This is a genomic window from Tardiphaga sp. GW822-FHT04G09 (assembly GCF_058800725.1).
On the sequence record NZ_JBXAMO010000008.1, the window covers coordinates 188,739 to 208,506 of the forward strand.

Genomic DNA, 19,768 nt, shown 5'->3' on the forward strand with positions numbered 1-19,768 from the left:
TCAGGCGAGAAGAGAACAAAAATCCACATGACGCAGCAGATCCTCGACACCCGCTTCCGTTCCGCACTGGCACGTCTCGCCAAAAGCGACCGTATTCTGACATTCGAGAAGCCTGCTGATCCGCATCTGGAGATCGCGGCGGTGCTGAAAAAGCACGATGGGCGGCAAACGCTGCTATTTCCGTCGGTTAAAGGCTACGACGTTCCGCTGGTCGGGAATCTGCTGAGCTCGAAGGAAAATTGCGAGGCCGCATTCGGCCTCGATTTCAACGGTATCCGTGGCTTGGTACAGCGCGCCATGGGTGGTCCGCTTCCGCCGGAAGTCGTCGTCAACGCGCCGTCCCAGGAAGTCGTCCTGAAGAGCGGTTTCGATATCACGAAGATGCTGCCGGCGCTGTTTCATGCGCCGGGGGATGCAGGGCGTTACATCACAGCCGGCATCGTCGTCGTCAAAGACCCCGAGACCGGCATCTACAACGCGTCATATCATCGGCTACAGATGCTTGGGCCGGATCGCGTCGCGATCAAGCTCGACTTCGGTCGTCATCTCCGCCTCGCTTTCGAGCGCGCCAAGGCGCAGGGCAAGTCGCTGCCCGTTGCGGTCTGTATCGGAACGGATCTGGCGCTGCATTTCACGGCGGCGACCATGGGGTCGCAGATGCCGGAAAGTGCCGATGAGCTGGCTGTTGCCGGTGGTCTCGCCGGCAAGCCGCTGGCGGTGGCCAGGGCCGTCTCGCAGGACATGATCGTGCCGGCCGAATGTGAATTCGTGCTGGAAGGTGAAATCCTGGTCGATGACGTGGCCCCCGAAGGTCCGTTCGGGGAATTTGTCGGCTTCGCCGCACCAGCGGCGGATGCGCCCGTTTTGAGAATTACGGCCGTCACGCATCGCATGCGGCCGATCTATCATGTCATCAACGGTTTCGGGCGCGAGACGATCATTCTGCGTAAATACGTTCTCGAGGCCAGCCTGCTCAAGGTGCTGCAATCGGCGATTCCGATTGTCACCGACGTTGAGATGACCTCCGGCGGCTTGCATCGCTTCCACGCGGTCATTCAGGTCAAGAAGCAGAGCCGCCAGCATAACGGCCTCCAGCGCAATGCGATGATGGCGGCATTTGGTGCGCTGAAGGATCTCGATCTGATTACGATGGTCGACCACGACATCGATATTCGCGATCCCATCGATGTCGAATATGCGGTGGCGACACGCATGGAAGCATCGAGCGATCTCATTCTCATTCCGGGCGCACGTGGCCACGAATATGTACGCGTCAGCAAGGAAGGCATTCGCACCAAGCTGGGCATCGATGCGACGGTACCGTTCGAGGATCAGGACAAGTTCCGGCGTGTCGAATTCGCAAAGACCGATATCGAACTCAGTCATTTTGCCGCGGGTGAAGACAGGGCCACGCAGGCGCTCGGGCTCGTAGGAACGAACATTGCATAGTATCTGAAGCCCTCTCGACTTTCTCTCAACGGTTAGGAATCACTGATGAAGCGACTTCTTGCAGCGGCCCTGCTGATGGGCACCGGACTGAGCGCCACGGTCGCATCTGCGCAGGACTGGCCGACAAAGCCGATCAAACTCGTGGTGCCCTATGCGCCGGGTGGCTACACGGATGCGGTCGGTCGCATCACCGCGCGTTTCCTTGAGAAAGAGCTGGGGCAGACGGTGATCGTCGATAATCGCGCCGGTGGTGGTGGTATCGTTGGTTCCGATCTGGTGTCGAAGTCTCCGGGCGATGGCTACACGCTGTGCGTCTGCAGCGTCGGAGCAATCTCGATCGCGCCGGTCGCACAGACCACGTCTTACGATCCGATCAAGAGCTTCAAACCGATCAGCGTCGTCAGCACGATTCCGCAAACCGTGATTGTCAATCCATCTTTGCCAATCAATTCGATGGAAGATCTCGTCAAATACGCCAAGGCCAATCCGGGCAAGCTGACCTATGGCTCCAGCGGTGCAGGCGGGCTGATGTATTTCTCGGTCGCACTGTTCGATGCGCGTGTCGGCACCAAGATGACTCACGTGCCATTCAAGGGCGGCTCGCCGGCAACCGCAGCCGTGGTCTCGGGCGAAGTCAATTTGTCCTTCACCAACATGACGGACGCGCTGCCGCAGATCGAGGCCAATACCGTCCGCGCACTGGCCGTGACGTCCGCAACCCGCAGCGAGTTCACGCCGAAGCTTCCAACTGTAGCGGAGACGGTGTCGCCTGGCTATGCAGTGGAATCGTGGAACGGCGTCATGGCGCCGGCATCGACGCCGGATGCGATCGTCGCGAAGGTGTCGGACGCCCTGAAGAAAATGGCCGCCGATCCGGAAGTGAAGAAGAATATGGCGGTCGCTGGTGCGTCGACGGTGTTTACGACGCCTGCCGAATACACGGCGCAGATCACCCGGGAAGTCGATCAGTGGCGCACGCTGCTCAAGGAAATCTCCGAGAAGAAGACCTGAGTGCGTGATCCTCGGTGGGGCCTGCTTCACGCAGGTGCCATCCGACCTTCGTTTCGACGGCAAACGGCATAAGGGCCCGCCATGAAATCACTCGCGCAGCGTGGGAATTCGGACTTCTACACGGGCTTGCTTCTCGTCGTGGTTGCGGCCGTCGCTTTGCTCTATATCCGCACGCTGACCGTCGGCACCGTGCTCGAGATGGGTCCAGGCTACTTCCCGCTCGGATTGGCCTTGATCCTGCTGGGCATGGGTCTCGTCATGATCGTCAAGGGACTGACGACTGCAGGTGTTCCGGTCGGTGCGGTTCATCTGCGTCCCTTGTTCTTCATTCTGCTGTCCTTTGCCGCGTTCGGCTTGCTCGTCGAGCGGGCCGGGCTCGCCATTTCGATCGTGGTGCAAGTCGGCCTGGCGCATTTCGCTTCGCGTGAAACCACCTGGCTGGCCAGCGTAATCACCGCTGTCGCGCTGGCGATCGTATCCTCGATCGTTTTTGTCTGGCTTCTCAAGATTCCGGTGAGCGTGCTGCCATGATCGACCTGTTTGCCGCGCTCGGCCATGGCTTCTCGGTCGCCGCCACGCCGATCAACCTGCTGTTCTGTCTGATCGGTGCCGTCTGCGGAACATTGATCGGCGTACTGCCCGGTCTGGGTCCGGTGGCCACCATCTCGTTGCTGCTGCCAGCCACCTACGCCCTCGATCCGGTCGGGGCCATCATCATGCTCGCCGGTATTTACTACGGCGCGCAATATGGCGGCTCGACCACGGCGATCCTGGTCAATATTCCGGGCGAGTCCACGTCCGTCGTCACCGCCATAGACGGCTACAAGATGGCGCAGCAGGGTCGGGCTGGCGAGGCGCTGGCGATTGCTGCAATCGGCTCCTTCATTGCCGGCTGTTTCGGCACCGTCGTGATAGCGCTCCTCGGTCCGCCACTGGCGTTGATGACGCAGAAGTTTGCGTCGCCCGATTACTTTTCCTTGATGGTGCTCGGCCTCGTATCCGCGGTTGTGCTGGCCAACGGCTCGGCATTCCGCGCCGTGTCGATGATCTTCCTTGGCCTGCTGCTTGGCATGGTCGGTATGGATATCAATACCGGCGAAGCGCGAATGACGTTCGGTCTGATCGAGTTGTCCGATGGCATCAACTTCGTCGCGCTGGTGATGGGCCTGTTCGGTGTGGCCGAAGTGATCTCGAATCTCGAAGGCGTTTCCACCCGCATCGTCAACCATTCGAAAATCACCAGCATCTGGCCATCCTTCAAAGTGTTGCGCGGAGCCTGGGGCGCAGTGATGCGCGGCACGTTGCTGGGCACGTTGTTCGGTATCCTGCCCGGTGGTGGTGCGACAATTGCGTCTTTCTCATCCTATGCGCTCGAGAAGCGCGTATCGAAGACACCGGAACGGTTCGGTAACGGCGCCATCGAAGGCGTTGCGGGTCCGGAGTCGGCCAATAACGCCGCCGCGCAGACATCGTTCGTGCCTCTGTTGACCATGGGTATTCCAACCAGCGCGACAATGGCATTGCTGGTCGGTGCGCTGACGCTGCATGGCATCGCGCCGGGGCCGACCATCATTTCGCGCCAGCCGGATCTGTTCTGGGGTCTGATCGCCAGCATGTTTATCGGCAATGCGATGCTGGTTATCATCAATCTGCCGATGATCGGGATCTGGGTGCGGCTGCTCAATGTGCCGTATCGTATACTCTATCTGATTATCGTCGTGGTCTGTGCGATCGGCGTGTTCTCGGTCAATAATTCGAGCTTCGACATCTATATGACCGTGGGCTTCACGGCTCTCGGCTATATCCTGCGCAAGCTGGATGCAGAGCCTGCGCCATTGCTGATGGGCTTCGTGCTCGGTCCGATGGTCGAGGAGAATTTCCGCCGCAGCCTGATCACGTCGCATGGCGATCCGATGGTGTTTCTGCAGCGGCCGATCAGCCTCGTGCTTCTCCTCCTGTCTGCAGCTTTGCTGATCTCCATCGTCATGCCGTCGATCAGCAAACGCCGGAACGAAGTCTTTCAGGAGTGACACCAGCCCTCTGTCGGCGGTGCGAATGACAAGAGAACGAGAGACGCCATGAACAAGCACGCCCCGGTTTCCTCATCGGTCGACAAGGCCGTTCTGCGCAATGGTGGCGAGCTTCTCGTCGCGGCGCTCCGCCGCAACGGCGTCGATCGCATGTTCGGCGTGCCCGGTGAAAGCGCACTACCAATCTTTGACGCGCTCTATGAGCCGGATGCCGGGATCCGCTTCGTCGTTTGCAGGCATGAGACAACGGCGTCCCATATGGCGGAAGCCGACGGCAAGATCTCGGGACGGCCCGGCATTTGCGTCGTCAGTCGCGGTCCGGGAGCCATGCAGGCCGCACTCGGATTACACACTGCGTGGCAGGATTCCACGCCGATGATCCTGATCGTGGGCCAGGTGCCGCGAGGCCATCTGGGCCGCGAAGCCTTTCAGGAAATGAACTACGTCCGAACCTTCGATGATATGACGAAATGGGTGGCCGAGATCGACTCCGTCGACCGCATTCCGGAATTGGTCAGCCGTGCCTTCCATGTCGCGATGCAGGGGCGTCCGGGACCCGTCGTGTTGTCGATTCCGGAAGATGTTCTCGGTTCTGTCAGCGAGGTCGCTGATGCGGCGCCGGCGACAGCCATCGAGGCGGCCCCCTCAGACGCGCAGATGGCTGACGTCCACGCGCTGTTGCAGAAAGCGCAGCGACCTCTGGTCATTGTCGGAAATCTCGGCTGGACGGCCACTGCGGCCGAACAGTTCAGAGCATTTGTCGAACGCAATGATCTGCCTGTCGTTGCCGGCTTTCGTTCCCAGGACGTGCTCGATAACCGCAGCGATCAATATATCGGTGATATCAGCCTCGGTTGCAGCCGCCCGCTGATGGCGCGGGTGAAGACGGCCGATCTGCTGCTCGTGATTGGTGATCGACTGGGTGACGTCACCACTAATCATTACTCGCTGTTTGAGGTTCCGACGCCCAAACAGGTCTTGATCCATGTGTTTCCGGGTCCGGAAGAGATCGGCCGTGTCTATGTTCCGACACTCGGCATTCCCGCCAATTCGTCGCGCTTCGCCGAGGCGCTCGCCAGATTGCCGTCGCTTGAGAGTAGCGCATGGGCCGGCTGGCGTGCTGAAGCGCGTCAGGCCTATGAGGACTATCAGGAGCCACGTACCGATGCGCCGCCCTTCGATCTGGCCAAGGTGATCGATCATCTGAATTCCGAATTGCCGGACGATGCGATCGTGACCAATGGCGCCGGCAACTACACGATCTGGCTGCATCGCTACTATCGCTACCGCAAGCTCCGCACCCAGATCGCGCCAAAGTCGGGTTCGATGGGGTACGGCCTGCCGGCCGCCATTGCCGCGCAGCTGCGCCATCCGGAACGCAGGGTCGTCTGCCTGGCCGGCGACGGCTGCTTCATGATGGCCTCGCAGGAATTCGCCACGGCGGTCCAGCAGCAACTGCCGATCATCGTCATCATCGTCAACAACGCGATGTATGGTTCGATTCGGATGCACCAGGAACTCAATTTTCCAAATCGCCCGAGCGGCACGGATCTGCTCAATCCCGACTTTGCCGTGCTCGCGCAGTCCTACGGCGCCCACGGCGAGGCGATCGAGGCGCATGACGACTTCCCGGCCGCCTTCGCGCGGGCCGTGGCGGCGGAGCGCCCCGCGATCATCGAACTGCGCGTCAACCGCAATCAGCTGACGCCTGACCGCAGTCTCTAAGGCCAGTCCGGGCAAGCCCGTCCGGGCTTTCCAATCTGAAGGGAACCTCTCGTCACCCCTGCGATAGGGCGCTAAAGTCTCCTGAAGCCCTCGAATCGCGGGCGCTGAAAGAGGCAACTGAGACCATGACCATCCGCCTGCATCGCGGCGATCTGCCGGATCTGAGCCGCTACACCGATTCGGTGGCGATCGACACCGAGACCATGGGTCTCAATCCGCATCGCGACCGGCTATGCGTGGTGCAGCTTTCGCCCGGCGATGGAAGCGCTGATGTCGTGCAGATTCCGGCGGGCCACACGGATGCGCCGAACCTGAAGAAGCTCCTCGGCGATCCCAAGGTCACCAAGCTTTTCCACTTCGCGCGTTTCGATCTCGCTGCGCTCTACAATGCGCTCGGCGTCATGCCTTCGCCGGTCTATTGCACCAAGATCGCCTCCCGCCTGTGCCGCACCTATACCGACAGACACGGCCTCAAGGATCTGGTCCGCGAAGTCCTCGGCGTCGATCTGTCGAAGCAGCAGCAGTCGAGCGACTGGGGCAGTCAGACCCTCAGTGAGGCCCAGCTATCCTACGCCGCATCGGACGTGCTGCATCTGCATGGGCTCCGCGAGCGGCTGAACGTGATGCTGGCGCGGGAGGGCCGCACGGAGCTGGCGCAGGCCTGTTTCGAATTCCTGCCGACCCGGGCCAAGCTCGACCTATCGGGCTGGGAAAACGAAGACATTTTCGCCCATTCGTGACCGGCTTGCGGCGAAGTGACTTTCTGAAACATCTGAGGGGTCCTCCCGCCGCGTTTCGGTCATAGTCCTCGTTCTGGTGGGGCGGGGCTGCAAACCGGTGCATTTCAGCGTAGACTGGCACTGGTTTGGCATGGCCTTTCTCGGCATGGCCCGTTGGAGCGGCGGTGAGTTCAGTTCAGGTTCCCAGCTATCAGGCGGGCATGGATGCGCGGTTCAGGGCCGCTGCACGCCATAGCCGTTTGGTGCGCGTGCTGCGGATCGCTGTCCCTGCCGTTGTGATCCTGTCGATGGCCGCGATCGTTGGTGTATCGATCTTCAATCCGTTCCGGATCCTCGCCAAATTGCCGCTCGACATGGGCAATCTGGTCGTTTCGGGGACCAAGATCACTATGGAGACGCCGCATCTGTCAGGCTTCTCGCCGGACGGGCGGCCCTATGAATTATGGGCCAAGGCCGCGACGCAGGATCTGACGGACCCTGACAATGTCGAACTGACGACCTTGCGCGCCAAGGTGATGATGGAAGACAAGTCGACGATGACGATGGATGCCCGCACCGGGAAGTTCAATTCGAAGGCGCAGATGCTCTATCTGTATCAGGACATCTTCCTGCAAACGACGACCGGCTACGAAGCGCGGCTGACTCAGGCGGAGATTGACATCGCCAATGGCACCGTCAGGTCGGACGAGCCGGTCGATGTCAAACTTCTCAACGGCACTTTGCTCGGGCAACGGATGCGCATTACGGAACATGGTGAGCTGGTGCGGTTCGAGGGTGGTGTGTCGATGAACCTGAAGATGGACCCACCTTCGCCGGATGCTTCGGCTCAGCCTGAGACCGTGGCAGAGCCTGAAGTCGCGCCGGAGCCTGCAAGGCCGCGGGCGGCAAACGGCAAGCGCGCCAACGCGAAATGAATGTGATGATTTTTCCCGTCAATAATATCCGACTCCGCGGGGTGACAGGTGCTGCGATTGCCGTGCTCGCCTTGGCTCTGACAGGCGATGCAAATGCGCAGAGCGCGGTGCAGGGTGTGCCGAATGCGATGCAGGGCTTCTCGCAGAATCGCGATCAGCCCATTCAGATCGAGGCCGCATCGCTGGAAATGCGCGACAAGAAAAAGGAAGCGACATTCGCAGGCGATGTGAAGGTCGTGCAGGGCGACACCACGATGAAGTCGAAGACGCTCGTGGTCTTCTATGATGGCGGTGGCTCGGCGAACGAGCCGGCTGCCAAGGCTGCTCCCAAGACGCCGATCAAGGCGGCGCAACCGGGTCCGGGCGGCTCGTCGGCGATCAAGCGACTTGAAGCGCGCGGCGGCGTCATCGTCACCCAGAAAGACCAGGTCGTCACCGGCGAGACGGCGGTATTCGACACCCGGACCAATCTCGTCACCATGCAGGGCAATGTTGTGCTCACCCAGGGCAAGAATGTGCTGCGCGGCGATCGTCTGACCGTGGATATGACCACGGGCACCTCACGCGTTGAATCCAACAGCGGCAGGGTTCAAGGCATGTTCGAATCGTCCGGTCAGCAGAAGGGTGGTGGTGGCCCGACCTCGATCATACCCGGGTCTGGAAGCGGAAAACCCAAGTAAATCGAATGATTTACCGACATTGACGAGCCGGGTCCTGTTGAATCCGGCCGCACAACCCGTTATCGCCATTGTTTTAATCGACATGGAAGGCTTGGCGTTCGGCTGGGCAAGGGACATCTAGTCCGCCATGCTGTTCCCAGTGGTCAAACATGCCGCGACCTGGCGCGGATGACGTTTAGAGGCTGATCGAAGCGCGAATGGTTGATTTCCTCGGCATGTTCCGTCGGCGCGCTCCGAAACGCGGTCCGCAGGGTTTTGCGCGCTCGCCGGTCGACATCACGGCGCTTGGCGACAGCATGGGCGACATGCTGGGCAGCCCCAGCCGTGAGGCGCCGCCCCTGGTTCGCACCGGCCCGGCCGATACCCCCCAGGTTCCGCAGGCCCGGGCGGAGGCCCCGCGTGCTCCGCAGCAGGCGCCGGCCCGCCGCCCGGAGAAGGCGCCGCAGCGGCCCCGAACCAACGGCGCCGCCGCACCAAAGGCGGCTCCGCGTGCGGGCTATCTGGCCGTCCATGATGTGAAAAAGAGCTTCGGCTCACGGCAGGTCACCCGCGGCGTCAGTATCTATGTTCGTCGTGGTGAGGCCGTCGGCCTGCTCGGACCGAACGGTGCCGGCAAGACCACGGTGTTCTACATGATCACCGGCCTGATCAAGCCCGACAGCGGCGCCATCGAGCTTGATGGCCACGACGTCACCCAGCTACCAATGTATCAGCGTGCTCGCCTCGGCATCGGCTATCTGCCGCAGGAAGCCTCGATTTTCCGCGGTCTGACGGTCGAGCAGAATATCCGAGCGGTGCTGGAAGTCGTCGAACCCAGCCGGAAGAAACGTGAGCGCGAGCTGGATTCCCTGCTCGAAGAGTTCAACATCCAGAGACTGCGCAAGTCACCGTCGATCGCTTTGTCCGGGGGTGAGCGCCGCCGCGTTGAAATCGCGCGTGCACTGGCGACGCGACCAAATTACATGCTGCTCGATGAGCCCTTCGCTGGCATCGACCCGATTGCGGTGGGCGATATTCAGGATCTGGTCCGCCATTTGACCAATCGCGGCATCGGTGTGCTGATTACCGACCATAACGTGCGCGAAACGCTGGGGCTGACAGACCGCGCCTATATCGTCTATGCTGGTGAAATCCTGACGGAGGGGTCTCCTGAGGAGATCGTGGCTGACCCGGACGTGCGTCGCCTTTACCTTGGCGAGGAATTCCGCCTCTAGACCAAATTTACAATTCGTCAAGTCGTGTACATCAGCCTGGGAAAGAGATAAGCAAGAAACGGACCAACTTTTGGATCGGTTTTTGCCTCCATGGCGCTGACGCAGAGACTAGAGTTCCGGCAATCTCAGTCGCTGGTGATGACGCCGCAGCTGATGCAGGCCATCAAGCTGCTGCAGCTGTCGAATCTCGATCTTGCAACCTTTGTCGAAGATGAACTGGAGCGCAATCCGCTGCTGGAACGCGCCAGCGACGGTCCTGAGCCGCCGGTGGCCGGAGAGGCGACCCCCGAGCGTAGCGAGTTCTCCGGTCACGACGAGGCGGGCTATGCTTCCGGCCAGGACGATGGCGGCGACCATTCCGACTTTTCCGATCGTTCAGGCGGCGATAGTTTCGATGCGCCGGCGCCCGACGAGTGGATGAACCGCGAACTCGGCACCCGCGCCGAGATCGAACAGACCCTGGATACCGGACTGGACAACGTCTTCTCCGAAGAGCCTGCCGAAGCCGCCGCACGCAACGCGCAGGACGCAGCCCCAACCGCCTATACTGAATGGGGCGGCGGCGCCTCCAATGACGACAGCTACAATCTTGAGGCCTTCGTTGCCGCAGAGGTGACGCTCGGCAGCCATCTTGCTGAACAGCTCGCGGTGGCGTTCTCATCGCCCGTGCAACGCATGATCGGTCAATACCTGATTGATCTCGTCGATGAGGCCGGCTACCTGCCGCAAGATCTTGGCGATGTGCATGAGCGACTGGGCGCATCTAGTGACGATGTCCAAAGTGTTCTCGGTGCGTTGCAGAAATTCGACCCCCCGGGGGTCTGCGCGCGCAGCCTCAGCGAATGTCTCGCAATCCAGTTACGTGAACAGAACCGCTACGATCCTGCGATGCAGGCACTGGTCGAGCATCTCGATCTCCTGGCCAAGCGCGACATCGGCAATCTCAGAAAAATCTGCGGCGTCGACGACGAAGATCTCACCGACATGATCGGCGAGATTCGCAGGCTCGATCCGAAGCCCGGTCTGAAATTCGGTTCGGCGCGGACGCAGACCGTTGTGCCCGACGTTTACGTGCGGCCCGGTCCCGATGGCGGCTGGCATGTCGAGTTGAACAGCGACACGCTGCCGCGTGTTCTCGTGAATCAGGTCTATTATTCCGAACTGTCAAAAACGATCCGCAAGGATGGCGACAAGTCGTACTTCACTGATTGTTTACAGAACGCGACCTGGCTGGTGCGTGCGCTGGATCAGCGCGCGCGTACTATCCTGAAGGTTGCGACCGAGATCGTCCGGCAACAGGATGGCTTCTTCACGCAGGGTGTTGCGCATCTGCGGCCGCTGAATCTCAAGGCGGTTGCTGATGCCATTCAAATGCATGAATCGACGGTGTCGCGCGTTACCGCCAACAAATACATGGCGACAAATCGCGGCAGCTTTGAATTGAAATACTTCTTTACGGCGTCGATAGCGTCGGCCGATGGTGGCGAAGCCCATTCGGCTGAAGCGGTGCGACATCACATCAAGCAACTGATTGATGGAGAAAGTCCTTCTCTTATTCTTTCGGATGACACGATCGTGGAACGCTTGCGCGAAGCCGGAATTGATATCGCGCGCCGTACCGTTGCCAAATACCGTGAAGCTATGCGTATTCCATCTTCGGTCCAGCGTCGCCGCGACAAGCAGAGTATGCTCGGCACTGCACTCACGGCGCCCGCCATATCGTCCGACAGGACACCCGACCGATCCCGCGACACTGCACCAGCTTGATTGCACTCCCGCGGAAACGGGATACTGTCGGTTCAGCGCAGAACGAATCGAGGCATCAGCATGACCCTTCGTATCTCGGGAAAAAGCATCAACGTTGGAGACGCTTTGCGAGGCCGCGTGAGCGAGCGGACCGACGAGGTCCTTCGCAAATATTTCGATGGCAACTATTCTGGCCACATCACGCTCAGCAAGGACGGCTTCGGCTTCCGCACTGATTGTGCGTTGCATCTTGATTCCGGAATTACGCTCGAAGCGGACTCCAATGCAGCGGATGCTTATGCCAGCGCCGATCAGGCGCTGCTCCAGATCGAGAAACGTTTACGTCGCTACAAGAGCCGGCTGAAGGATCGTTCCGCGCGCAAGGCGCATGCGGAAAATCAGGCGATGGCCGAACTCACCGCCCCGACCTTGGACGCGCCGAGCTACATCCTTGAGGCCCCCGATCACGAGGACGATGCCGACGGCGGCTACGATCCGGTCATCATTGCCGAATCGACCAGGTCGCTGAAGCGGCTTTCGGTGAGCGAAGCTGTCATGGAACTCGACTTTACCGGCGCTGCGGTCGTGGTATTTCAGCATGGCAGTACCGGCCGGCTCAATATCGTTTATCGACGGGGGGACGGTAACGTGGGTTGGGTCGATCCGCCGGTGGTTAAACCGTCCTGACGGCATTGACGCCCAAACGCCCCCTCCCTATGGTCCGCCGCCTTTGACAGGTTATGCCCGTCAATGGATTTCGCATGGGGGGTTCCGGTGCTAGAGTACGTTCGGGCGTTCGCGCCCGGCGCGTTTTCCACCACAGGGAACGATGCCCTTTCCAGTCTTTCTTGACGCTGCCGGTTTTGGTTCTAACTACCCGCTGACGGTCAAACATCCTCGGAACGGTCAATGACGATTACCGATCTGGTCGCGCCCGAGGCGATAATCCCGGCGTTGAAGGTCAACAGCAAGAAGCAGGCGCTGCAGGAGCTCGCGGCGCGCGCTTCTGCGCTCACCGGTCAGAACGACCGCGCCGTTTTCGAGGTGCTGTTGCAGCGCGAGAAGCTCGGTACGACGGCCGTGGGCTATGGCGTTGCCATTCCGCATGGCAAGTTGCCGAAACTCGACAAGCTCTTCGGCCTGTTTGCGCGCCTCGACCGTCCGATCGATTTCGAGGCCATGGACGGCCAGCCGGTCGATCTGGTGTTTCTGCTGCTGGCGCCGGAAGGTGCCGGCGCCGATCATCTGAAGGCGCTGGCACGGATAGCACGTCTCCTGCGCGATCAGGACGTCGCTAAAAAGCTGCGTGCCTCCCGTGACGCGCAGGCGATCTATTCCGTGCTCGCTTTGCCGCCGGCGACAGCGGCTTAACCGTCTCACCCCGCAGCTTGCGCCAGAAGCGCCCGGTTTGACCGGGCGATTCTGTACCCCGACCCAGACCCCGACCTGTTTGGGGACGGAAGGCTGGTTGGCCTCGCCGGCTTACGCCGCGAATTCCCTGGCGGAGATTGGAGCGAGCGACTCGTTGCGCACCGCCTGCCGCGCGGTGATCGATGCGAGTTCGTTCATGGCTGCAGAGGCGGCTTCGGCCTGCGTTTCGGCACGGACCGATTCTGCTTCTTCTGCTGCGGCAGCTGCGCGCGATGAGGCTGCCATCCGCAGTGCTGTCTGGATCTCATTGGAATCCGCGCCGTTCTTGAGTAGCAGCAGCGTCAGCAGCGCCTTGACGTCGGAATTCATCGCGTCTGCGCTCTGCTTCATGCGTCGCACCGCAGCTGACGTTTCGGGAACGTTGACGGCGGCTACGGGACGAAGCTTGGCGACATTGCTACCCGAAGCTTCTGTACCCTGCATGCGCATCGGACTGGCATGTTCTTCCGCCATCATCACCCGCGATGCGGCAGCAAGCTGCAAAGCATTGTGAATCTCCGGCGAACTGGTGCCGGTCTTCAGCAGCAGCAAAGTGAGGAGGGCTTTGACGTCCGAGTTCATCGCGGCACTGTTTTGCATGGCGTTCCTCGCTTGTGAGAAGAGTGACTGGGTTAGTTGAAACGTTGTCCGATCAGTCGTTCAAAGAAGGTTGGTTGTTGCGGCTCGGGTTGAGCGATTTCGGCAATGAGCTTGAGTGGCTTGTGCCGACGTCACGCTTTAGCCGTGGCTTTGACGGCAGCATGATTGGCACCGGCATGACCATAGGTTCGGCGAAGGTTGTGAGCGTGCCGTCCTCGAGGCTGCCGCGGATCAGGATCGGTGAGGGAAAGTCCGGATCTCCGAATGCAGCAGCCGTCGCAAGGCGCGCGCTATCCAGGGCGCCGGAATTCCGAGCGGCCTCAGTGCTCCATTGCCCGACCGGCAAGCGGTCTGACTTGGTCACGAAAGGCGGGTTGCCGTCGGGCGCGGTAATGGGAGGGACGGTGCCGTCGGCGCGCATCAGGAACACGGTGGCCGCTGCGCAGCCCGGCGCAAAAACGAAGATTGCGAAGCAGGCTGCGATCGCCGGCCGACTATCAAAACTCCGGGAGCTGGTCCGGGGAATTGAATCTGATTTCTGAGGGGTGATCGTTGCACCGACGTTCCGCAGCAAGTCTTCGACTTGAACGATCTGGGCTTGTGTCGATCCACTCATGGGCGACCTCGAATCTCGCTATGACCAGAGTTTCTCAAGTCATGGTGAATGCGTGGTCACTGTTTTCTTTTGTGAAATGGCAGCAGCAATCAGGCGCAATGTTGCCATCGCATCCGATATCTGGATTGTTATTGATGAGGGGATCGGTTTTTCGGATGGTAATGGAGGCCGGAGCCCGTGTCCGAATCGATCACGTCGCATGCTGCGCTGACGGTGTTGACGACGGGTAAAACGAATACCGCATTATCAAATGAAGGACGAGCGGCTGCGTGTGATGACAGTTGGTCGGACGTTGGGATACGCGGCTCCACCGCGTATCCTGACATCTGCCTGCTGGCCGGTTCGCGTTAGTGAACGCTGACGGTCTGCAATTCCTGGCTCCATGCATTCGCAATCGCAGCTTCTCGGCTGTCGGTGAGCATGATCGGCGTGCCGTCAGCGGCATGCAGCGCGAACAGCTGCAGTCCCGGCGCAATCGCTGGCGCCTGCGGGAACAGTCCCGGTACGTCTTCCGAGCGAACCGGCTTCACATAGGCGATCATACCTTCGCCCAGATGCGCCAATGCTTCGGTGGTGACGGCGGCATTTTCATTGATCGTAACAACTTCAGTCATCGTCTCGACTCCTTCTATGAGATCAAGCGGTCGAGTCCGCTACTCGTTCCATACTCAGGATGCATGACTTGATCGAAAACCAGAAACCAGTTTGTCGGGTCATGCATTATTCGTGTTCATTGATAGCGATTGTCTTAATGACCCTTTCAGGCTCAGGCCTGGCCAGATCAATCGACAACAGCCCGTTCTTCAGATCCGCACCCAGCACCAGCATCCCCTCTGCCAGCACAAAAGTACGCTGGAAGTGACGCGCGGCGATGCCGCGATGGATGTATTGCCGGGTCTTGTCGTCCTGCTGGCGGCCCCGGATCACGAGCTGGTTTTCCTCGGTGGTCACATCGAGTTGATCGCGGGTGAAACCTGCGACCGCCAGCGTGATCCGCAGGCGTTCGGGTTGACCGTTGTTACGGTCGCACCGCTCGATGTTGTAAGGAGGATAACCGTCGGCGCCTTTGACAACGCGATCAAGCGCACGCTCAATCTCGTCGAATCCCAAAAGGAACGGACTGGATAACGAAGGAACACGAGACATACCTACAAAGCCCTCTCGAAGCGACTTTGAGGGGCCCTTACGGCACCCCTGGCCAATCGGCACTCTGCCAACAGGTCATTCAACAATATGGGCATGCCAAAGCCCGGTTCAAGCACCCCTAACTTGCCGGGAAACCGTTACTAAGGCCTTGAAACGGATCAGATATCGATCCGACTGCGGCCGTCGGCGCTGAATAGGTGCAGTTTGTCGCGGGAAGCCGTGGCGCGGATCGACGCACCAATGGCCGGGGCGTCCTGGCCGGGGATGCGGACGATGATCTCACCCTCGGGCAGCTCGCCCGGGGTGGCGCTGACGGCCTTCTCAGCCCGCGTGCTGGTGCCGTAGACGAAGGTTTCCGCGCCCACCCGCTCGATGGCCTCGACCGTCAGGTTCAGGGTGATTCCGTCGGCTGTGGCCGCCTCACCGGCGATCGCGAGGTCTTCCGGCCGAACGCCGAGAATGCCGGTGCCGGCGGCGCTGCGGTTGTCGCCGGCGAACCGGGCCCGGATTTCATCACCATTCAGCTTGATCAGGTTCATCGGCGGCGCGCCGATGAAGGAGGCGACGAAGGTGGTCGCTGGCTTGCGGTAGATATCGAGCGGGCTGCCGATCTGCTCGACCTGGCCGCCATTCATCACCACCAGAATATCGGCCAGCGTCATCGCCTCGAGCTGGTCGTGGGTGACATAGATCGACGTCGTCTTCAGCCTGCGCTGCAGCTTGCGGATTTCGACACGCATGGCGACGCGCAGCTTGGCATCGAGATTGGACAGTGGCTCGTCGAACAGGAACACCTTCGGCTGCCGCACGATGGCGCGCCCCATGGCGACGCGCTGGCGCTGTCCGCCGGACAATTGTCGGGGCTTACGATCGAGCATGGCCGTGATTTCGAGGATCTGCGCGGCTTCGCGCACGCGCGTATCGATCTCGGGTTTCGGCATGCCCCGATTGCGCAAGCCGTAAGCCATGTTGTTGTAGACGCTCATATGGGGATAGAGCGCGTAGTTCTGGAACACCATGGCGATATCGCGGTCGGCCGGTTCGATCTCGTTGACGACGCGGCCGCCGATATCGATCTCGCCGGAGGTGATGGTCTCCAGGCCGGCCACCATGCGCAGCAACGTCGACTTGCCGCAGCCGCTTGGTCCCACCAGCACGCAGAACTGGCCGTCGCCGATGTCGAAATCGATGCCCTTGATGGCCTCGAATCCGCCGGGATAGGTCTTGCGGACGTTGCGCAGCGATACGTTGGCCATCTGAATTTACTTCTCCGTCTCGACCAGGCCGCGTACGAACAGCCGCTGCATGAACACAACCACGGCGACAGGCGGCAGCATGGCAAGGATCGCGGTGGCCATCGCGAGCTGCCACTCGGCGAGCTCGTCTGTCGTCGCCAGCATTTTCTTGATACCGGTGACGATGGTCTGCATGGATTCCTGCGTTGTGATCAGCAGCGGCCACAGATACTGGTTCCAGCCATAGATGAACTGGATCACGAACAGAGCTGCCATTGTGGTGACCGACAGCGGCAGCAGTGTATCCTTGAAAAAGCGGAAGGGACCCGCGCCGTCGATGCGCGAGGCTTCGAGCAATTCATCGGGGATGGTCATGAAGAACTGACGAAACAGCAGCGTGCCGGTGGCCGATGCGATCAGCGGCAGGATCAGCCCGGCATAGGTGTCGAGCATCTTCAGATCGGCGATCACCTTGTAGGTCGGATAGATACGGACCTCGACCGGCAGCATCAGCGTCACGAAGATGATCCAGAACGCCGTCTGGCGGAACGGAAAACGGAAATACACCACCGCATAGGCGGAGAGGATCGAGATCACGATCTTGCCGAGCGCGATGCCCATTGCCATGATGAACGAGTTCATCAGCATCTGACCGACCGGCTCGCGGCTGTAGCGCGACCCGCCGACGAAAATCGCACGGTAGTAGTTCTCCAGCGCATGACCGCCCGGCAGCATCGGCATGTTGCCGTTGACCACTGTCGCGGCGTCATGGGTCGAGGCGATCAGTGCGACATAGACCGGGAAGACGACGATGAACACGCCGAGGACCAGGATCGCGTAAGCGAGGATGTCGTTCCAGCGGCGGTGCTCGACCATCAGTACTGCACCTTGCGCTCGACGTAACGAAACTGGATGGCCGTGAGCGCGATCACGATAACCATCAGGATCACCGACTGCGCTGCCGATCCGCCGAGGTCGCCGCCGAGCCTGCCGTCGGCATAGACCTTGTAGACCATGGTGGTCGTCGCTCCGGCCGGCCCACCACCCGTGACGGCGTCGATGATGCCGAAGGTGTCGAAGAAGACATAGACGACGTTGACGACCAGCAGGAAGAACGTGGTCGGCGACAGCAGCGGGAACGTGATCGTCCAGAACCGTCGATACGGTCCGGCGCCGTCGATCGCTCCGGCCTCAAGTACACTGCGCGGGATCGCCTGCAGGCCGGCCAGGAAGAACAGGAAATTATAGGCGATCTGCTTCCACACCGCGGCCATGACAACGAGCGCCATAGCATGGTTGCCGTTCAGCAGCGGATTCCAGTTGAAGCCCATCAGGCGAAGCGGCCGTGCCATGGTGCCGAGCGTCGGGTGGAAGATGAACAGCCACAGCACGCCGGCGACCGCGGGAGCCACCGCATAGGGCCAGATCATCATAACCTTGAAGGTCGGCGCTGCTTTCAGATTCTTGTCGGCCTGGGTTGCGAACAACAGCGCGATCGACAGCGAGAGTGCCGCGACCAGCGACGAGAACACCAGCGTCGTCGCCATCGCCTTGTAATATTCGGGCTGCGCAAGAAGAGTCTGATAGTTCTCCAGCCCGATGAATTCCGAATTCAGACCGAACGCGTCTTCGCGCAAAAACGACTGCCAGACGGCCTGACTCGCCGGCCAGTAGAAAAACACCAGGGTGATGACCAGCTGCGGCACGAGCAACAGATATGGCAGCAGCTTACCCTTAAAGACCGCTGACTTTTCCATTGACGTGGTCGTGCCTTCGATGCCGGTGCTTTGGATGCCGTGTTCGAAGGCCCGCTCCGGTGTTGGAGCGGGCTTCGTGGGAGCGTTACTTCGCAGTCTTTTCGAAGGTCCGCAACATGGCGTTGCCGCGGCTCACGGCGGTGTCGAGTGCCTGTTGCGCCGTCTTCTGGCCACCCAGCGCAGCCTCGATCTCTTCGGACCAGATGTCGCGTAGTTGCACCATGTTGCCGAATCGAAGCCCGCGCGAATTCTCGGTCGGCTCCTTGTTGGTCAGCTCCTTCAGCGGCGTCTGCAGCACCGGGTTCTTTTCGTAGAAGCCGTCAGCCTTGGTCTTTTCGTAAGCCGCCTTGGTAATTGGCAGATAGCCGGATTCCTGATGCAGCCTGGCCTGGCGGTCGGTGTCGGACAGGAAGCTGAAGAATTTCGCGATGCCCTTGTATTCGTCGGGCTTCTTGCCGCCCATCACCCATAGCGAGGCGCCGCCGATGATCGAATTCTGCGGCGCGCCGGTGACGTCGGGATAGTAGGGCATCGGCGCCGAGGTGAAGGCGAATTTGGCAGTGCCCTTGGCGGTGGCGTAATAGCCCGACGAGGTCATGAAGAGCGGGCATTCGCCGGAGCCGAACCGGCTTTCGCTGGCATTGCCGCGGCCGGAATAATCGTAGGTCTTGTCCTTCTGCAGTTCGATCAGCGTCTGCAGATGTTTGACATGCAGCGGCGAATTGAACTTCAGTTCGGTGTCGAAGCCATCGAGTCCGTTCGCCTTGCTGCCGATAGGCACGTTGTGCCACGCGGAAAACTGCTCGATATGCGCCCATGTCGCCCAGGCATTGGAGAAGCCGCAGGTGGTATAGCCGGCCGCCTTGAGCTTCCTGGCGTCCTCGAACACTTCGGGCCAGGTCTTCGGGATCTCGGCGATGTTGGCCTTCTTCAGCGCATCCAGATTGACCCACATCACCATCGAGGACGAGTTGAAGGGGAACGACAGCATCTCGCCCTTCGAGGTCGAGTAGTAGCCGGTAATCGCGGGCAGATAGTTGTTTGGATCGAACGGCTCGCCCGCATCCTTCATGAGCTGGTAGACGGGTTTAACGGCGCCCTTGGCGCTCATCATGGTCGCGGTACCGACCTCGAAGACCTGCAGGATGTGCGGCGCGGTACCGGCGCGGAATGCTGCGATGCCGGCATTCATGGTGTCGGGATAGCTGCCCTTGAAGGTCGGAACCACCTTGTAGTCCGACTGGCTGGCGTTGAAATCGGCCGCGAGCTTGTTGACGATGTCGTTGTTGCCGCCGGTCATCGCGTGCCACCACTGGATCTCCGTCACCGCATGCGCGGGCGAAGCGAGCGCCAGCGTGGATGCGAACAGGGCAGCAAGTGCGAATGGGGGGCGGATCATCCAGTTTCTCCCGTTAGCCGTCATCGTCTCGTTGCAACAAAGCTGCGCCGGATGACGTGCATGCGACATTTTGACAGCGCGGATGCTAGGCGGGAA

The 19,768-nt window shown here is 60.5% G+C and carries 21 protein-coding genes; 13 read left to right on the plus strand and 8 right to left on the minus strand.

Annotated features, from left to right (window positions below):
- Positions 1–27 precede the first annotated feature (27 nt).
- The 12 genes from AC1RLZ_RS16580 to ptsN all read left to right on the plus strand — a co-directional run bounded on the left by AC1RLZ_RS16580 (position 28) and on the right by ptsN (position 12,880).
- Positions 28–1,449, plus strand: a complete 1,422-nt coding sequence (locus AC1RLZ_RS16580; protein ID WP_493189489.1) for a UbiD family decarboxylase — start codon at positions 28–30, stop codon at positions 1,447–1,449.
- 45 nt (positions 1,450–1,494) lie between these two features.
- Positions 1,495–2,460 carry a Bug family tripartite tricarboxylate transporter substrate binding protein gene (locus AC1RLZ_RS16585; RefSeq protein WP_371423486.1) on the plus strand — a complete coding sequence of 322 codons (966 nt, stop codon included), beginning with the start codon at positions 1,495–1,497 and terminating at the stop codon, positions 2,458–2,460.
- Between the two features lie 81 nt (positions 2,461–2,541).
- On the plus strand, positions 2,542–2,991 hold the full coding sequence (locus tag AC1RLZ_RS16590; RefSeq protein ID WP_371423487.1) for a tripartite tricarboxylate transporter TctB family protein: 450 nt from the start codon (positions 2,542–2,544) through the stop codon (positions 2,989–2,991).
- On the plus strand, positions 2,988–4,490 hold the full coding sequence (locus AC1RLZ_RS16595; RefSeq protein ID WP_371423488.1) for a tripartite tricarboxylate transporter permease: 1,503 nt from the start codon (positions 2,988–2,990) through the stop codon (positions 4,488–4,490). The genes AC1RLZ_RS16590 and AC1RLZ_RS16595 overlap by 4 nt, the downstream gene beginning before the upstream one ends.
- 48 nt (positions 4,491–4,538) lie before the next feature.
- Positions 4,539–6,215, plus strand: coding sequence for a thiamine pyrophosphate-binding protein (locus tag AC1RLZ_RS16600; protein WP_493189490.1), 1,677 nt, complete (start codon positions 4,539–4,541; stop codon positions 6,213–6,215).
- Positions 6,216–6,340: 125 nt separating this feature from the next.
- On the plus strand, positions 6,341–6,955 hold the full coding sequence (locus AC1RLZ_RS16605; protein WP_371423490.1) for a ribonuclease D: 615 nt from the start codon (positions 6,341–6,343) through the stop codon (positions 6,953–6,955).
- A gap of 164 nt (positions 6,956–7,119) precedes the next feature.
- On the plus strand, positions 7,120–7,869 hold the full coding sequence (gene lptC / locus AC1RLZ_RS16610) for an LPS export ABC transporter periplasmic protein LptC (protein WP_371423491.1): 750 nt from the start codon (positions 7,120–7,122) through the stop codon (positions 7,867–7,869).
- Positions 7,866–8,549 carry an LptA/OstA family protein gene (locus tag AC1RLZ_RS16615; RefSeq protein ID WP_493189491.1) on the plus strand — a complete coding sequence of 228 codons (684 nt, stop codon included), beginning with the start codon at positions 7,866–7,868 and terminating at the stop codon, positions 8,547–8,549. The genes lptC and AC1RLZ_RS16615 overlap by 4 nt, the downstream gene beginning before the upstream one ends.
- A gap of 197 nt (positions 8,550–8,746) precedes the next feature.
- On the plus strand, positions 8,747–9,763 hold the full coding sequence (lptB, locus tag AC1RLZ_RS16620) for an LPS export ABC transporter ATP-binding protein (protein ID WP_493189492.1): 1,017 nt from the start codon (positions 8,747–8,749) through the stop codon (positions 9,761–9,763).
- 90 nt (positions 9,764–9,853) lie between these two features.
- Positions 9,854–11,530 (plus strand): RNA polymerase factor sigma-54, encoded by a 1,677-nt coding sequence (rpoN, locus tag AC1RLZ_RS16625; protein ID WP_493189493.1) that lies wholly within the window; start codon positions 9,854–9,856, stop codon positions 11,528–11,530.
- A gap of 60 nt (positions 11,531–11,590) precedes the next feature.
- Positions 11,591–12,196, plus strand: coding sequence for a ribosome hibernation-promoting factor, HPF/YfiA family (hpf, locus tag AC1RLZ_RS16630; RefSeq protein WP_092140795.1), 606 nt, complete (start codon positions 11,591–11,593; stop codon positions 12,194–12,196).
- Between the two features lie 222 nt (positions 12,197–12,418).
- Complete coding sequence (gene ptsN / locus AC1RLZ_RS16635; RefSeq protein ID WP_371423495.1) at positions 12,419–12,880, plus strand: PTS IIA-like nitrogen regulatory protein PtsN; 462 nt, start codon at positions 12,419–12,421, stop codon at positions 12,878–12,880.
- Positions 12,881–12,991: 111 nt separating this feature from the next.
- On the opposite strand, the gene AC1RLZ_RS16640 is transcribed toward ptsN, so the two are convergent.
- Positions 12,992–13,519, minus strand: a complete 528-nt coding sequence (locus tag AC1RLZ_RS16640) for a hypothetical protein (protein WP_493189494.1) — start codon at positions 13,517–13,519, stop codon at positions 12,992–12,994.
- Positions 13,520–13,571: 52 nt separating this feature from the next.
- The gene (locus tag AC1RLZ_RS16645) at positions 13,572–14,135 is read right to left on the minus strand and encodes a hypothetical protein (protein WP_493189495.1); all 564 of its coding nucleotides are present in this window, start codon (positions 14,133–14,135) and stop codon (positions 13,572–13,574) included.
- Here AC1RLZ_RS16645 and AC1RLZ_RS16650 point away from each other — a divergent pair.
- Complete coding sequence (locus AC1RLZ_RS16650; protein WP_493189496.1) at positions 14,134–14,346, plus strand: hypothetical protein; 213 nt, start codon at positions 14,134–14,136, stop codon at positions 14,344–14,346. The two genes, AC1RLZ_RS16645 and AC1RLZ_RS16650, sit on opposite strands and share 2 nt — an antisense overlap.
- A gap of 136 nt (positions 14,347–14,482) precedes the next feature.
- Here AC1RLZ_RS16650 and AC1RLZ_RS16655 read toward each other — a convergent pair whose 3' ends face one another.
- From AC1RLZ_RS16655 to ugpB, 6 genes are all read right to left on the minus strand, one after another.
- Complete coding sequence (locus AC1RLZ_RS16655) at positions 14,483–14,749, minus strand: BQ00720 family protein (protein WP_371423499.1); 267 nt, start codon at positions 14,747–14,749, stop codon at positions 14,483–14,485.
- A 106-nt stretch (positions 14,750–14,855) separates the two neighbouring features.
- Entirely contained in the window at positions 14,856–15,281 is a 426-nt protein-coding gene (locus tag AC1RLZ_RS16660) for an Hsp20 family protein (protein WP_068730313.1), read from the minus strand.
- A 158-nt stretch (positions 15,282–15,439) separates the two neighbouring features.
- Complete coding sequence (locus AC1RLZ_RS16665) at positions 15,440–16,537, minus strand: sn-glycerol-3-phosphate import ATP-binding protein UgpC (protein ID WP_493189497.1); 1,098 nt, start codon at positions 16,535–16,537, stop codon at positions 15,440–15,442.
- A 6-nt stretch (positions 16,538–16,543) separates the two neighbouring features.
- The gene (ugpE, locus tag AC1RLZ_RS16670; RefSeq protein ID WP_493189498.1) at positions 16,544–17,392 is read right to left on the minus strand and encodes a sn-glycerol-3-phosphate ABC transporter permease UgpE; all 849 of its coding nucleotides are present in this window, start codon (positions 17,390–17,392) and stop codon (positions 16,544–16,546) included.
- On the minus strand, positions 17,392–18,273 hold the full coding sequence (gene ugpA, locus AC1RLZ_RS16675) for a sn-glycerol-3-phosphate ABC transporter permease UgpA (RefSeq protein WP_493189499.1): 882 nt from the start codon (positions 18,271–18,273) through the stop codon (positions 17,392–17,394). Before ugpA ends, ugpE begins: the two co-directional genes overlap by 1 nt.
- A gap of 85 nt (positions 18,274–18,358) precedes the next feature.
- Positions 18,359–19,672, minus strand: a complete 1,314-nt coding sequence (gene ugpB, locus AC1RLZ_RS16680; RefSeq protein WP_371423504.1) for a sn-glycerol-3-phosphate ABC transporter substrate-binding protein UgpB — start codon at positions 19,670–19,672, stop codon at positions 18,359–18,361.
- Between the last annotated feature and the right edge of the window lie 96 nt (positions 19,673–19,768).